The 14,133-nt window shown below is 69.4% G+C and carries 12 protein-coding genes; 2 read left to right on the top strand and 10 right to left on the bottom strand.

The window, feature by feature from the left end; translation table 11 throughout:
* Positions 1-27 precede the first annotated feature (27 nt).
* From B9N97_RS15850 to B9N97_RS15840, 3 genes are all read right to left on the bottom strand, one after another.
* Positions 28-1,107 (bottom strand): electron transfer flavoprotein subunit alpha/FixB family protein, encoded by a 1,080-nt coding sequence (locus B9N97_RS15850; RefSeq protein ID WP_085088218.1) that lies wholly within the window; start codon positions 1,105-1,107, stop codon positions 28-30.
* Between the two features lie 25 nt (positions 1,108-1,132).
* Complete coding sequence (locus B9N97_RS15845; protein WP_085088215.1) at positions 1,133-1,984, bottom strand: electron transfer flavoprotein subunit beta/FixA family protein; 852 nt, start codon at positions 1,982-1,984, stop codon at positions 1,133-1,135.
* Between the two features lie 238 nt (positions 1,985-2,222).
* Positions 2,223-5,336, bottom strand: coding sequence for a hybrid sensor histidine kinase/response regulator (locus B9N97_RS15840; RefSeq protein WP_085088212.1), 3,114 nt, complete (start codon positions 5,334-5,336; stop codon positions 2,223-2,225).
* A 189-nt stretch (positions 5,337-5,525) separates the two neighbouring features.
* On the opposite strand from B9N97_RS15840, the gene B9N97_RS15835 reads away from it, so the two are divergent.
* Positions 5,526-6,371 (top strand): BglII/BstYI family type II restriction endonuclease, encoded by an 846-nt coding sequence (locus B9N97_RS15835; RefSeq protein ID WP_085090602.1) that lies wholly within the window; start codon positions 5,526-5,528, stop codon positions 6,369-6,371.
* Between the two features lie 20 nt (positions 6,372-6,391).
* Here B9N97_RS15835 and B9N97_RS15830 read toward each other — a convergent pair whose 3' ends face one another.
* The 7 genes from B9N97_RS15830 to B9N97_RS15800 form a co-directional block, all read right to left on the bottom strand.
* The gene (locus B9N97_RS15830) at positions 6,392-7,123 is read right to left on the bottom strand and encodes a LysE family translocator (RefSeq protein ID WP_244560734.1); all 732 of its coding nucleotides are present in this window, start codon (positions 7,121-7,123) and stop codon (positions 6,392-6,394) included.
* A complete protein-coding gene (locus B9N97_RS15825) occupies positions 7,090-7,986 on the bottom strand; it encodes an LpxL/LpxP family acyltransferase (RefSeq protein WP_085088210.1) in 897 nt (298 codons plus the stop codon). Before B9N97_RS15825 ends, B9N97_RS15830 begins: the two co-directional genes overlap by 34 nt.
* A complete protein-coding gene (gene lpxK / locus B9N97_RS15820; RefSeq protein WP_085088208.1) occupies positions 7,970-8,968 on the bottom strand; it encodes a tetraacyldisaccharide 4'-kinase in 999 nt (332 codons plus the stop codon). Before lpxK ends, B9N97_RS15825 begins: the two co-directional genes overlap by 17 nt.
* A gap of 14 nt (positions 8,969-8,982) precedes the next feature.
* A complete protein-coding gene (locus tag B9N97_RS15815) occupies positions 8,983-10,269 on the bottom strand; it encodes a 3-deoxy-D-manno-octulosonic acid transferase (RefSeq protein ID WP_085090600.1) in 1,287 nt (428 codons plus the stop codon).
* A 135-nt stretch (positions 10,270-10,404) separates the two neighbouring features.
* Complete coding sequence (locus tag B9N97_RS15810) at positions 10,405-11,028, bottom strand: LysE family translocator (protein ID WP_085088205.1); 624 nt, start codon at positions 11,026-11,028, stop codon at positions 10,405-10,407.
* A gap of 85 nt (positions 11,029-11,113) precedes the next feature.
* The gene (locus B9N97_RS15805; protein ID WP_085088203.1) at positions 11,114-12,112 is read right to left on the bottom strand and encodes a glycosyltransferase family 4 protein; all 999 of its coding nucleotides are present in this window, start codon (positions 12,110-12,112) and stop codon (positions 11,114-11,116) included.
* Positions 12,109-12,930 (bottom strand): UDP-2,3-diacylglucosamine diphosphatase, encoded by an 822-nt coding sequence (locus tag B9N97_RS15800; RefSeq protein WP_085090599.1) that lies wholly within the window; start codon positions 12,928-12,930, stop codon positions 12,109-12,111. The genes B9N97_RS15805 and B9N97_RS15800 overlap by 4 nt, the downstream gene beginning before the upstream one ends.
* Positions 12,931-13,149: 219 nt before the next feature.
* On the opposite strand from B9N97_RS15800, the gene B9N97_RS15795 reads away from it, so the two are divergent.
* Positions 13,150-14,133, top strand: coding sequence for a diacylglycerol/lipid kinase family protein (locus tag B9N97_RS15795; RefSeq protein ID WP_085088200.1), 984 nt, complete (start codon positions 13,150-13,152; stop codon positions 14,131-14,133).

The raw sequence follows: 14,133 nt of genomic DNA, 5'->3' as shown, positions 1-14,133 counted from the left end.
TCGACAGGCTCCTTTCTCGTCCGGCGATCAGCCGGCCATGCGGTTGACGGACAGGCGGCGACCGAAGGCATCGGTCAGCGCCGGCAGGATCTTCAGCGCGTCGCCGACCACCCCGAGATGGGCGAAGTCGAAGATCGTCGCGTTCGGATCGGTGTTGATCGCCAGGATCAGGTCCGACTTCTCCATGCCGACCCGATGCTGGATGGCGCCGGAGATGCCGGCGGCGATGTAGAGCTTCGGCCGCACCGTCTTGCCGGTCTGCCCGACCTGACGGTCGTTGGTGGCCCAGCCGGCCTGGACCAGCGGGCGGGTCACGCCGACCTCGGCGCCCAGGACTCGGGCGAGGTCGAAGACCAGCTTCATGTTCTCGACCTTGCCCAGCCCCTTACCGGCCGACACGATGATGTCGGCGAAGGCCAGTTGCGCCTCGTTCTGCTCGCGGTCGGCGATGAAGTTCAGGACCTTGGTGACGATGTCCTCTTCGCGGAGATCCGGCTGGATTTCGACGACGCGGCCGGTGCGGGCGTCGTCGCGCTCCGGCATCGCCATGACGCGCGGGCGGACGGTGGCCATCTGCGGCCGGTAGGCCAAAGTCTGGATGGTGCAGAGCAGCGTGCCGCCGAAGGTCGGCCGGGTGGCGGCCAGCGAGCGGTTGTCGGCGTAGATGTCCAGCTCGGTGCAGTCGGCGGTCAGGCCGGTCGCCAGCGTGGTGGCGATGGCGCCGGCCAGATCGCGGCCCAGCGTGGTGGCGCCCAACAGCACGATCTCCGGCTTGTGGGTGTTCACCACCTCGGTCATGACGCGGCAATAGGGGTCGGTGCGGTAGTCGGCCAGCGCCGGGTCGGTCACCTTGTAGACGATGTCGGCGCCATAGCTGATGGCGTCGCCGCAGATGCGGTTCAGGTCGGGGCTTTCGGCGCCCAAAACCACGGCGCCCACCTCCACCCCCAGCTTGTCGGCCAGCTTGCGGGCTTCGCCCAGCAGTTCCAGCGACACGGAATGGACGATGCCGCGCTCCTGCTCCACGATCACCCAGACGTTCTTGTAAACCTTTAGGTGTTCGGGAAGCTGGAACTTGCGGCCCTGGGGCTTGCTCGGTTCGCTCATCGTCGGGTCTCCCGCGGATGGATCGTCAAAGCCCGGCCGCGGCGCGGGCGAGCAGGTCGCCGGCCAGCTTGGGCTGGGCGGCGAAGATGGCGTCGATGGCGGCGGCGGCCATCGCGTCGGGGGTGTCGGCATCGGCGACGATCATCTTGGCCTTCTCGGCGCGCGGCTTCGGCACGAACACCTTCGACACCACGGTCGGCGAGCCCTTCAGCCCGACACGCCCCTCTTCGGCGCCGGTGAAGTCGCGGCTCCAGGTCTTCAGCTCGTAGCGGGCGGCGCGGAACAGGTCGTCCATCTTGCCGAAGCGGATGGTGTTGGTGCCCTCCAGCATGGTGATCATGCAGGGCAGCCTGGTCTTCAGCACCTGCACGCCGCCTTCGGAGCGGCGCTGCACCACGATCTCCTTGGACGCGGTGTTCAGGTCCTCGATCTTGGTGATGTAGGTCAGCTGCTCGAAGCCGAGACGGGTGGCGATGCCGGGGCCGACCTGCGCGGTGTCGCCGTCGACCGTCTGCTTGCCGCAGAAGACGATGTCGACCGGCTCCTCCTCCGCCAGCTTCTGAATGGCGGAGGTCAGGGCATAGGAGGTCGCCAGCGTGTCGGAGCCCGCGAACTTGCGGTCGGTCAGCAGCACCGCATCGTCGGCGCCAAGCGACAGCGCCTTGCGCAGCGAGGTCTCCGCCATCGGCGGCCCCATGGTCAGCACGGTGACGCGGGCGCCGACCTTGTCCTTCAGCCGCAGCGCCTCTTCCAGCGAGAACAGGTCGAACGGGTTGATGATGGCGGGCACGCCCTGCCGCATGATGGTGTTGGTGACGGGATGGATGCGGATCTGGGCGCTGTCGGGCACCTGTTTGATACAGACGACGATGTGCATCCCGTTCTCCTTGGCTTCCGCTCTCGCTGTGGCGCGCATGTGGGTTTGGGGCCGGCACCGGGCCGGGATACACCCAGAACAGCAAGCGGCGTGCCAGCCGGCGGACCCCGGCCAAGCCACGGGAAACACAGGATTTTTCTGAAGAGCGGGATGCGCCGCACACTTGTCGCAAAGGCGACAAGGGGACGCTCATGTCGGTTTCGCTACAGCCTCGACCACAGCCCCTGCGGGTGCGGGATCAGACCGCCTCGATATGGGCGATGACGCGGTCCAGTTCGACGCCGACGCGGGCGACCAGGGCGGCGATGCCCTCCAGCCGCCGGTCGATCACCGCCAGTTCCACCGCCTCGGCAGCAGCGGCGAGGTCGCGGGCGCCGACGGTGCGCGAGGACCCCGCCAGCTTGTGAGCCGCCTGCCGCACCTCGTCCCAGATCTCGCCGGCCAGCGCGTCCATCAGCCAGCGGTGCGAGGCACTGTTGGAGGTGACGAACTCGCCCAACAGATGCCGGACGAACTCGCCGTCGCCGTCGAACAGCACGGTCAGCGCCTCCAGGTCGAGCGGCGGCAGATCAGCTGACGGCAAATCGGCGATTGCGGGGGTTGGCGGAGATGCCGGTCGATGCACGGGTTGCGGCAACTCCTCGGTCATCGCTTCCATGCTTTCCGAAGCTTTGCAGGGGTCCTCCCCGTCCCAGCCCTCGCCGTCCGTCGGGGGCAGGTAACGGTCGACCACCCTGCGCAGGTCGGCGAGGCTGACCGGCTTGGCCAGCGTGTCGTCCATGCCCGACGCCAGGCAAAGCTGCGCTTCGTTCTCCGTCGCATTGGCGGTGATGGCGACGATGGGCAGGCGGGTGCCGGTCCCGGTCTCCGCCTCGGTGGCGCGGATGCTGCGGGCCAGTTCCATGCCGTCCATCTCCGGCATCTGGCAATCGGTCAGCAGCAGGCCATGGCCGCCGGCCTGCCACATGGCCAGCGCCTGGGCGCCGTCCTCCGCGGTCTCCATCACATGGCCGAGCAGGGTCAGCTGGCGCTGGATGACCTGACGGTTGGTCGGATGATCCTCCGCCACCAGGATCAAGCGGCCCTGTGCCCGCGCCTCCTCCACCGTGGGCAGGCGGCGCCGGCCGGCCGCCGGGGTGGCGGGCTCCGGTTCGGAATGGCGATCGGTACGGCCGCCCTCCCCCGCCGCCATCCGCCCGGCGGCGGCCAGGATGGCGCGGACCAGTCCGCCCCGCCGCACCGGCCGGCCGAGCACCACAGTCCCGGCGCCGGACGCGCCCAGTTCCGCCGCGTCGCCGGCGCTCAGCGCGTCGCCGCCGATCAGCACGCGCCCGCGCACCCGGCCGCGCGGATCGCTGTCCAGCGCCGCAAGATCGGTGCCCAGCGTGGAGATCAGCACGTCGCAGGCGGCGGTCGGCAGCAGGGTGCGCAAGGCCGCGTCGGCGTCGGCCGCCTCGACCAACTGGGCGCCGTCGGCGTTCAGGTAGCGGGCGAGGAAGCCGCGCTCCTGCGCATCCGCCGCCAGAAGCAGCACGGTCACCCCCTGCAGCGGCGCCCGCTGCGTCGGGGCGGGCTCGACCGCCGCGACCAGATCGGCGGCGAAGGTGAACCAGAAGGTGGAGCCGACATTGACCTCGCTGGTGACGCCGATGTCGCCGCCCATCAGTTCGGCCAGACGCCGGCAGATCGACAGCCCAAGCCCGGTGCCGCCGAAACGCCGGGTGGTCGATGCCTCCGCCTGGGTGAAGGGGCGGAACAGGCGACCCTGATTTTCCTTGGAGATGCCGATGCCGGTGTCGGTCACCGCGACGCGGATGGTGACGCGGTCGCCGTCGAAATGCGCCAGTTCCACCCGCATGGTCACCGAACCGGACTGGGTGAACTTCACCGCATTGCCGGTGATGTTGAACAGAACCTGCCGGATGCGGACGGGGTCGCCCACCACCTCCGCCGGCAGATCGGGGTCGATGTAGGTGACCAGCGACAGCCCCTTGGCCCGGGCGCCCGGCGCCAGCGTTTCGGCCACCCCCTCCACCACGTTGGCCAGCGGAACCGGCACCCTTTCCAGGTCGAGGCGCCCGGCCTCGATCTTCGAGAAGTCGAGGATGTCGTTGATGATGGTCAGCAGCGCCCCTGCCGATTCCCGCACCACGCTGACCAGCTCGCGCTGGTCGCCGGTCAGGCTGGTGTGCTCCAGCAGTTCGAGCATGCCCTGGATGCCGTTCATCGGCGTGCGGATCTCGTGGCTCATCGTCGCCAGGAACAGCGACTTCGCCTGGTTTGCCGCCTCCGCCTCCGACCGCGCCGCCTCAGCCGCCTCGCGCGCCGCCACGAGGTCGCGCGTGCGTTCCGCCACCTGGCCCTCCAGGCTGCGGTTCAGTTCGGTCAGTTCCTCGTACAGGTGGACGTTGTCGAAGCCGATGGCGACCTTGGCGCAGAACACCTCCAGCAGCCTGCGCTCGTCGGCGGTCAGCGCCCGCCCATGGCCGAGATACACCGCGGTGTCGTGCCGCCGGGAGGCGGAGCGGAAGACCAGAACGCTGTGGCCGCGCTCATACCGGTTGCGGCCGTCGGCCAACGCCGCCGTCACCGCCTGCACCGCATCGGGCGGCAGGGCCAGGAACAGCGGCGTCCCCTCCATCCCGGCATGGCAGCCGGCGCCGCCCAGCACCAGCGGCTCAGCCGGCCGCGGCCCGTCGGACAGGCGGCTGACCAGCGCCACCCCGCCCAGCGTCATTCCATTGGCCGGCGGGCAGACGCCGACGATCTGCGCCACGGCATGGCGCACGAACTCCGACATCGTCCGTTTGCCCAGCAGGGTGGAGGAGGAGTAGAGGATGCGTTCCAGCCCCTCGCGATGGTCCTCGATGGCGGTGATGTCCTGGTAGCCGCGCAGAGCCGCGACGACGGAGGTGAACAGCTTCTGCGCCGTCAGCTCCGTCTTCGATTTGTAATCGTTGATGTCGTAGCTGAGGATGACGTCGCGTTCCGGCGCCTGTCCCGGCTGGCCGGTGCGCAGGATGATGCGCACACGGCGGTTGTTCAGCTCGTTGCGGATGTAGCGGACCAGACGCAGGCCGGCATCGTCGGATTCCATCACGACGTCCAGCAGGATCACAGCGATGGCCGGGTTGTCGCGCAGAACGCCGCGCGCCTCCGCCGCGGTGGCGGCCGACAGGAACTGTGCCGGGCGTCCTTCGAAGGCGAAGCCGCGCAGCACCATCTTGGTGGTGGCGTGGATGGCGGGGTCGTCGTCGACGATCAGGATCAGCCAGGGTTCGACCGGTTCGGCAGCCTCCGCCGCCACCTCTACGGCGGGCTCCTCCTCCGCGAACAGGAATTCGTCGCTCATCACGGTCCCCCGGCGAAACAGCCGCGCTTTTTCCATTCCGGCGCGCGGGCGACCTTATCACAGCTGCGGGAATGGCCGCCAGTTCGGCCCCCGGCCGGCACCATAAGGTGGTGCCATCAGGCGGAAAGGGTGGATTTGCCGGGCGGCAGCCGCCATGGTGGCGCCGTTTTCCATCGCGCATGTGCCGTCATGAACCTGCTTGCCTGCATCCACGACAAGGCCGCGCTGATCGAGGCGCGGGATCCCGACCTGGGCGACCTGTTCCCGCCGGGGTTCCTTGACCTGTACGAGGTGCATAGCTACCGCAACGCCGCCCGCATCCTGGCTCATGCCTGCACGGCCGAGTTCCGCGAGATCACCGAACGGCTGATGGAGTTCCGCATCCGGACGGAGGACATCGTGGCGTCGGGCGGCAACAAGTCGCAGATCGCCAAGACGATGGAGCGGATGCTGAACCCGCTGGGCTGGAACGAGACGCGCATCCGCGGCGACCTGTTCATCACCAAGATGATCGTGACGCACGAGGAGAAACGCCGCATCGCCGGCAAGAACCGCGGCCAGACCGTGACCGAACAGCGCCAGCGCGAGGAGCTGTACAAGGTCAACGGCTTCATCGACGGGCACAAGATCGACTTCGTGAAGGAGCGCGTGTCCTTCGACCTGGAATGGAACAGCAAGGACCAGACCTTCGACCGCGACCTCTATGCCGCCCGCACCTTCTATGAATGCGGCATCATCAACGCGGGCGTGCTGCTGACCCGCAGCGCCGAACTGATCCCGCTGTTCACCGAGGTGGCGCGGCGGGTGGAGATGAAGAACTTCCAGAACAAGTACGGCGCCAGCACCACCTGGATGAAGAAGCTGCTCTACCGCCTGGACGCCGGCCGCGGCGGCGGCTGCCCGGTGCTGGCACTCGGCATCCGCCCGGCGGTGGTGTCGGATTTCGAGGAATGGAAGGACAGCCACCCGGTCGTCCGCCAGACGGCGACCTTCGATGTCGATACCGGGGCGGAGGACGAGGACGATTTGTGGTGAGGGGGGTCTAACCTATCCCTTCACGCGAATTTGCGATCCGTCAGCAGCAACCGCACCGCGAATCCCAGGAACAGAACGCCGGCGAGGCCGTCCATCGCCGCGCGCACCCGCGGGCTGGACAGCACCTGCCGTGCGGCCCCGGCGCTGAGCGCCGCGATGCCGACCAGATAGACGCCGCCCAGCACCGAGATGATGTTGCCGAGGATGAAGGTCTGCAGCGCCACATGGCCCAGGTGCGGGGCGATGAACTGCGGCACGAAGGCCAACTGGAACAGGATGATCTTCGGGTTCAGCAGGTTGGTCAGCAGCGCCTGGACGAAGACGCGGCCCGCAGGCGCCGGGGCCGGCGCCCCGACGGCGGGGACCGGTTCGGCGCCGCGGCTGGTCCAGACGCTCCACAGCGAGCGCAGGCCGATCCACGCCAGATAGGCGCCGCCGGCATAGCGCAGCAGGTCGAACAGCGATGCCGAGGCCGCGATCAGGGCGGAGATCCCGGCGGCGGCCAGCAGCGAATGGACGGTGTTGCCGACGCAGATGCCCAGCGTCGCCACCACGCCGGCCTGCCGGCCGTCGGCGATGCTGCGGGTCAGCACCAGAAGCGAATCCGGCCCCGGCGCCAGAACCAGGACGCAGACGGCGATCACATAGAGTTGCAGCAGATGGAGGTCGAGCGGCAGGGCCATCGCGGGCGAACCTTGAAGGACGGTGGAGCGGGCGTTCAGTCGGGCCAGCGGCGGTGGATCCACAGCCATTGCGCCGGCTTGTCGCGGATCCAATCCTCCAACAGACGGTTCAGCCGTTCCATCAGAATTCGCGCATCCGCATTGCGGTCGCCGCTGGTCGGGTATTCCTCCGGCGGCAGGACGGTGACGCGGAAATGTGCGCCCTCCAGCCGTTCCGTCCGCGCCGGGCACAGCGGCAACCGCATCTTCATGCCGAGGACGGCGGCGGCCGGCGCGGTCATGGCGTCGCGGCCGAAGAAGGGGACGGGAATGCCGTCATTCATCTTCTGGTCGATCAGCATGCCGACATGGCCGCCCTTGGTCAGGTGGCGCAGCAGGATCCTGGCACCGTCCGGCCCCTTGGGGATCTGCATGCCGGTCGCAGCCCCGCGCAGCTTCACCAGCAGCCCGCCGACGATCGGGTTGTTGGGCGCCCGGTAGACCAGCCCCAGCTCCAGCCCGTGCATGCGGGAAGCGACCGACTGCACCTCCCAGTTCGCCAGATGGCCGGAGACCAGGATGCCGGCCTTGCCGTCCTCGCGCAGCATGTCGACATGCTCGATGCCGACCAGTTCGATCCGCTCGCGGCCGATCTGTTCCAGATGCGGGTATTCGGCGATGGTGCGGCCCAGATTGTCCCACATGCCGCGCAGGATCGCGTCGATCTCCGCCCCGCCCTTCTCCGGGAAGGCCCGCGTCAGGTTGCGCCGCGCGCGGGCGCTGTTGGGCAGCAACGGCCCCACCGTCCGCCCGATCCAGCCGCCGAGCGCCGATGCGCGGTCGAGCGGCAGCGCCCGGAACAGCCGGCAGACGGCATGGACGAGCACCGCCTCCACCGGATAGCCGATCCGGCGCGTCAGCCATTTCTGCAGCGGACTACGCGGCTTGGCCATCGGGACTTCCCTTCAGCAACACGGAGGTCAAAAGCGTGGCAAGCCCCCGCTCGTCGGCCCAGCGGACCGACACCGGCAGGACGGCGACCTTTGCCCGCAGCTGCGGCGGCAGGCGAACGGCGTCCTTGGCGGTGGTGACGGGCACCGCGCCCAGCGCCGCGGCGCGGTCGATCAGGGCCGCCACCTCGGCCGGGCGGTAGGGGTGATGGTCGGCGAAGGGCACCCGCTCCGCGATGCGGGCGCCGAGCGACTCCAGCGTGGCGAAGAACTTCTGCGGCCGGCCGATCCCGGCGAAGGCCAGCACGTCGCGGCCGGCAAGCCGGGCGGCGGCCTCGGGATTGGGTTCCAGCCGCGCCGCCAGCACTGGACGCCCGCCGGCCAGCGCCGCCAGGCCATGTCGGTCCTCGCCCAGGATCACCAGCGCGTCGGCGCGGGCGAGGCCGTCGGCCACCCGCTCCCGCAGCGGTCCTGCCGGTACCAGCCGGCCGTTGCCGAAGCCGACCGCGCCGTCGGCGACGATCAGAGCCAGATCCTTGTGCAGGGCCGGGTTCTGGAACCCGTCATCCATGACGATGGCCCCGGCCCCGGCGGCGACCGCACGCTCCGCCCCCGCCAGCCGGTCGCGCGCCACCCAGCAAGGAGCGGCACCCGCCAGCAGCAGAGCCTCGTCACCGACATCGGCGGCGGCGTGGCGGCCGGGGTCGACCGCAAGTGGACCGGCCTCCCGCCCACCATGGCCGCGGGTCAGCGCATGGACGGCGATCCCGCGGGCCTGCAAGGCCGCAATCAGCGCCAGCCCGACCGGAGTCTTGCCCGCCCCGCCCGCCACCAGATTGCCGACGCAGGCCACCGGAACGCCGACCCGGCGCGGAACGGTCCCGGCAATGCGCCGCCGGCCGGCCAACCCATAGAGCGCCCCCAGCGGCGCCAGCAGGGTGGAGGCAAGGCCGGGCGGCCGATACCAGAAGGCGGGGGTCTTCACGGTTCCGTGTCCCCTCAGGCGGCAGTCCGGATGCCGGCGGCGCCCAGCACCGGGGACAGCGCCCCCAACGCCCGGTCGATGATCCGCCGGTTGTCCGCCGTCACCCGCGCGGCACCCGCGACGATGCGTTCGCGCGCCCGGTCGTCGGTCAGCAGCCGCCGGGTCTCGCGGGTCAGCGCATCGCCGTCCGCGACCGGCAGGGCGCCGCCGGCGGCCTCCAGCATGTGGGTGATCTCGCCGAAATTGAACATGTGCGGGCCGTAGAGCACCGCGCAGCCCAGCTGCGCCGGCTCCACCGGGTTCTGCCCGCCATGGGGAATGAAGGAGCCGCCCATGCACACCACCGGAGCGGCACGGTAGAACAGCCCCAACTCGCCCATGGTGTCGGCGATGTAGACGGCATGCTCCGGTCCCGGCAGCAGATGCCCGGCCGTGCGCTGAAGAACCGCCAGCCCGCGCGCCCGCATCAGTTCGGCGATGGCGTCGCCGCGATGGGCATGGCGCGGCGCGATGACGGTCAGCAGGCCGGGCAGAGCCGGCGCCAGCGCGGCATGGACCGCCGCGGCGATCTCGTCCTCCCCCGGATGGGAGCTGGCGAGCAGCCAGACGGGGCGGCCGGCCAGGGATGCCCGCAGCGGCTCCATCGCGTCGGCGGCGGCGGGCGGCGGCTCGGCGGAGAATTTCAGGTTGCCGACGCTGGCGACGCCGGAGGCCCCCAGCCGGCGCAGCCGCTCCGCATCGCCTTCGGTCTGGGCCAGCGTGACCTGGAAGGTGGACAACAGCCCGCCGATCAGGCCGGGCGCGTTGCGCCAGCGCGAGAAGCTGCGTTCCGACATGCGGGCATTGACCAGCGCGGCCGGGATCGAGCGGGCACGGATGCCGGCCAGCAGGTTCGGCCAGATCTCCGATTCCGTCCACAGCACCGCGTCGGGCCGCCAATGGTCGAGGAAGCTGTCGACCGCACCCGGCAGATCGACCGGCACATATTGATGGATCGCGCGCTCCGGCAGCCGCCGTCCCATCAGCTCGGCCGAGGTGACGGTGCCGGTGGTCATCAGCACGGTCAGGTCGGGCGCGCTGTCCAGCAGCCGGCCGATCAGCACCAGGACCGAGTTCGCCTCCCCCACGCTGGCCGCGTGGATCCAGGCCAGCGGACCGTCCGGCCGGGCGCGCGAGGCCATGCCGAACCGCTCCGCCTGACGGGCGGGGTCTTCCTTGCCGGCAGCGCGGCGGCGGTCGAGATAGAGGCGCACCGCCGGCCCGGCGACGGTCGTCAGGCCACGGTAGAGGGATTGCAGCATCGAGGCCCGGAACAGGAGACGGACGACAACGGGCGCGTTGCCGGTCCCCCTGATACGGAACACCGGCGACGCGCCCGGCGGCACCTTAGCACGCGGCAACCATTCCGTAACAGGGGACGGTGCAACGCTGATCCCTTACCGCTCCGCCAATGCCAGCTTGGCGCCCAGCGCCGCGAAGGCGGCGGCGAAGCTGCGGCGCATCCAGGCCATCACCCGCGGGCGGGACACCACCTGGTCGCGCACCGCGGCGGCGAACAGGCCGTAGAGGACGAAGACCACGAAGGTCAGCGCCATGAACACGCCGCTGAGTTCCAGCATGCGGGCGACCGGCTGCGGGTCGGTCTCGCTAACGAACTGCGGCAGGAAGGCCAGGAAGAAGATCGACAGCTTCGGGTTCAGCACATTGACCAGCACCGCCCGCAGGATCATCCGCCCGGCCGAACGCTTCGTCCCGTCCGCCGTCCCGTCCGTCCCGACGCTCAGCGCCCCCTGCTCCTTCAGCGTCATCCAGGCCATGTAGAGCAGATAGAGCACGCCCAGGATCTTCAGCCCCTGGAACGCCAGCGCACTGGTGTGCAGCAGGGCGGCCAGCCCCAGCACCGCCGCCGCCATGTGCGGGACGATCCCCAGCGTGCAGCCGAAGGCCGTCACCGCGCTGGCCCGCACCCCCTGCGACAACCCCGCTGCCAGCGTGAGCAGCACCCCGGTGCCGGGCGAGGCGACGACGATCAGGGAGGTGATGAGGAATTCGGGGGTCATGGCCGGGAACCTCGCGTCGGGGTGGCGATCCGGCGAAATGGAACCACGGCACCCGTCCTTCGCCAAGCGGAATGCTGTCACTCGTTTAAGTGAAGGGCCGCAGGTTCGACAGGAACTGTTCGGCCGACCGGCGCCAGGAATAGCCCAGCGCATAGTCCCGGCAGGTCTGCGCCGGGATCGTCAGCGCCCCTTCGACCGCCCGCTTCAGATCCTCGTCCAGGCAGCCGGCACCGGAGCCGTCGACAACGTCGAGCGGTCCCGGCACCGGGTAGGCCGCCACCGGCACGCCGGACGCCAGCGCCTCCAGCAGAACCAGCCCGAAGGTGTCGGTGCGCGACGGGAAGACGAAGACGTCGGCGGCGGCGTAATGCTTCGCCAGATCCTCGCCATGCTTGGCGCCGACCCAGTGGACGCCGGGGTATTTACGCTGCAACTCCTCCCGCGCCGGACCGTCGCCGACCACCACCTTGGTGCCGGGCAGGTCGAGGCGCAGGAAATCCTCCAGGTTCTTTTCCACCGCGACGCGGCCGACATACATCGACACCGGGCGCGGCAGATCGAGGAAGCCCTTGTCGCGGGGATGGAACAGCTCGGTATCGACGCCGCGGGTCCAGCGGCGGATGTTGGCGAAGCCGCGGTGCGTCAGCGCATCCTCGATGGTCTGGGTCGCCACCATCACCGCCGAGGACGGCTTGTGGAAGCGGCGGACGACCGCATAGGACAGCGCCAGCGGGATCGGCGCACGGTCGCGCACATATTCGGGAAAGCGCGTGTGATAGGCGGTGGTGAAGGGCTTGCCATGCTTCAGGCAATAGGAGCGCGCGGCGAAGCCCAGCGGCCCTTCGGTGGCGATGTGGATGCAGTCGGGCCGCATGCCCTCGATCATCGCCCACAGCCGCCGCTTCGCCCCCAGCGCCAGCCGGATTTCCGGGTATGTCGGCATCGGCAGGGTGCGGAAGCGGTCGGGACCGATCACCTCGACGCTGTGGCCCATCGCCTCCAGCTCATCGCGCACGGTGCCGATGGTGCGCACGACGCCGTTCACCTGCGGGTGCCAAGCGTCGCTGACGATCAGGATGTTCACGCCGCTTCCCGTTCCTTCGCCGTCACCTTGCCCGCATTGGGACCAGGGGCCGGCAACCGCTGCGTCATGACCTCCGTCCAGTGGATGATCTCCAGAGCGCCGCTGTCGTGCTCGACCAAGGCGGTACAGGACTCGACCCAATCGCCGTCGTTGCAATAGAGGATTCCTTCGATATCGCGCATCTCGGCGGTGTGGATATGGCCGCAGACGACTCCGTCGACCTTGCGGCGGCGGGCTTCCTCGCCCAGCGCTTCTTCGTATTTGCCGATGAACTCGACCGCGGTCTTGGCCTTGTGCTTCAGATAGGCCGACAGCGACCAGTAGCTGAAGCCCAGCTTGCGCCGGACCCAGTTGAACAGCGTGTTGACGTGCAGCAGCGTGACATAGGCGTGGTCGCCCAGCAGGGCCAGCCACTTGGCGTAGCGCACCACCGCGTCGAACTTGTCGCCGTGGGTGATCAGCAGGCGCCGGCCGTCGGCGGTGGTGTGGACCCATTCGTCCACCACATGCACGCCGCCGAACTGCAGCCCGACATAATCGCGCGCCGCCTCGTCATGGTTGCCGGGGATGTAATAGACCTCCACACCCTTGCGGGCACGGCGCATGATCTTCTGCACCACGTCATTGTGCGCCTGCGGCCAGTACCAGCTTTTCTTCAGCCGCCAACCGTCGACGATGTCGCCGACCAGGAACAGGTGATCCGATTCGGTGTGTTTCAGGAAATCGAGAAGCAGCTCCGCCTGACAGCCGCGCGTTCCCAGATGAACGTCGGATATCCAAATGCTGCGGTAGCGCTTGACCGCTGGGACGGCGTCCATCTTCCGCTCCGTCGTCGCCATGGCCGGTGGCCATCAAGACAACTGCCGTATAAAGGAAAGCAGCATGCCTTGACAATGATTTGGAACACCCGCACCTATTCGTCACCGATATTTTGTCTACCGTCATTCATTTGCATTTTTACTGAAACAGAACCGCCGTGAGTTCTTCACGGTTCTGCAACAGAAGGCGCCCACGCGCCGGTCAGGGAGAACGAATCGGTGCGCGACACGGTGCTGATGGACGAGAGCCCGGCGGCTGGCGCCGGCAATGGCGAGGGCGCGCCGATCGATGTGCGGCGGCTGCTGGTGATCCACAACCCGACGGCCGGCAGGCGGCGGGCGCGGCGACTGCGCGCGGTGGTCGCCCGGCTGGAGGCACGCGGGCTGAGCGTCGCCGTCAGGCCGACGACCAAGCGCGGCGATGCCGAGGCCTTCGCCCGGGAGGCCGATCCCGCCGACATCGATGCGGTGGTGGCGGCCGGCGGCGACGGCACCATCAACGAGGTCATCAACGGGCTGTCGGTCCATGCCGACGCGGGTCGGCCGTTGCCACTCGGCATCGTGCCGATGGGCACCGCCAATGTGCTGGCCGCCGAGTTGGGCCTGACCACGGATCCGGAACGCGTCGCCGCGGCGATTGCCGGCGGGCGGCGGACGATGATCTGGCCTGCGCTGGCGAACGGACGGGTGTTCTCGCTGATGGCCGGCGTCGGGCTGGACGCGCGGGTGGTGGAGCGGGTCGATCCACGGGTGAAGCGGCTGATCGGCAAGGGCGCCTATGTGGCGGAAACGCTGGTGCAGCTGGCGACCCGGCCGGACCACCGCTATCGCGTAACGCTGGATGAGGGCGACGGCTGGGGCGAACCACAGGAGGTGGCGTCAGTGATCGTCGCCAAGGGGCATTTCTACGGCGGCCGCTTCATCTGCGCGCCGGACGCGCGGCTGACCGAGCCGGCGCTGCATGTCTGTCTGTTCCCGCGCGGCGGGCGGCTGAACGCGCTGCGCTATGTCTGGGGCGTCACCGCCGGGCGGCTGGCGCGCTTTCCGGAGTATCGCGTGGTGACGGCGAAGCGCGTACGGATCGAGGGGCCGGCGGGCGACGGGCTGTTCGCCGATGCGGTGCAAGGCGACGGCGACGTGCTGGCGCGGCTGCCGGTGGAGATCACGCTGGCGGGATGGCGGTTGCCGGTTCTGGCCGGGTGA

Origin of the sequence: Azospirillum oryzae (assembly GCF_900177515.1) — a bacterium.
Taxonomy (GTDB): domain Bacteria; phylum Pseudomonadota; class Alphaproteobacteria; order Azospirillales; family Azospirillaceae; genus Azospirillum; species Azospirillum oryzae_A.
This window is presented reverse-complemented; position numbering and strand designations above follow the sequence as displayed.

Coding starts and splice junctions, on each gene's coding strand:
- B9N97_RS15810 (WP_085088205.1), bottom strand. CDS start 11,028: ATGACCCCCGAATTCCTCATCACCTCCCTGATCGTCGTCGCCTCGCCC.
- B9N97_RS15825 (WP_085088210.1), bottom strand. CDS start 7,986: ATGGCCAAGCCGCGTAGTCCGCTGCAGAAATGGCTGACGCGCCGGATC.
- B9N97_RS15850 (WP_085088218.1), bottom strand. CDS start 1,107: ATGAGCGAACCGAGCAAGCCCCAGGGCCGCAAGTTCCAGCTTCCCGAA.
- B9N97_RS15840 (WP_085088212.1), bottom strand. CDS start 5,336: ATGAGCGACGAATTCCTGTTCGCGGAGGAGGAGCCCGCCGTAGAGGTG.
- B9N97_RS15815 (WP_085090600.1), bottom strand. CDS start 10,269: ATGCTGCAATCCCTCTACCGTGGCCTGACGACCGTCGCCGGGCCGGCG.
- B9N97_RS15800 (WP_085090599.1), bottom strand. CDS start 12,930: ATGGACGCCGTCCCAGCGGTCAAGCGCTACCGCAGCATTTGGATATCC.
- B9N97_RS15835 (WP_085090602.1), top strand. CDS start 5,526: ATGAACCTGCTTGCCTGCATCCACGACAAGGCCGCGCTGATCGAGGCG.
- B9N97_RS15830 (WP_244560734.1), bottom strand. CDS start 7,123: ATGGCTGTGGATCCACCGCCGCTGGCCCGACTGAACGCCCGCTCCACC.
- B9N97_RS15845 (WP_085088215.1), bottom strand. CDS start 1,984: ATGCACATCGTCGTCTGTATCAAACAGGTGCCCGACAGCGCCCAGATC.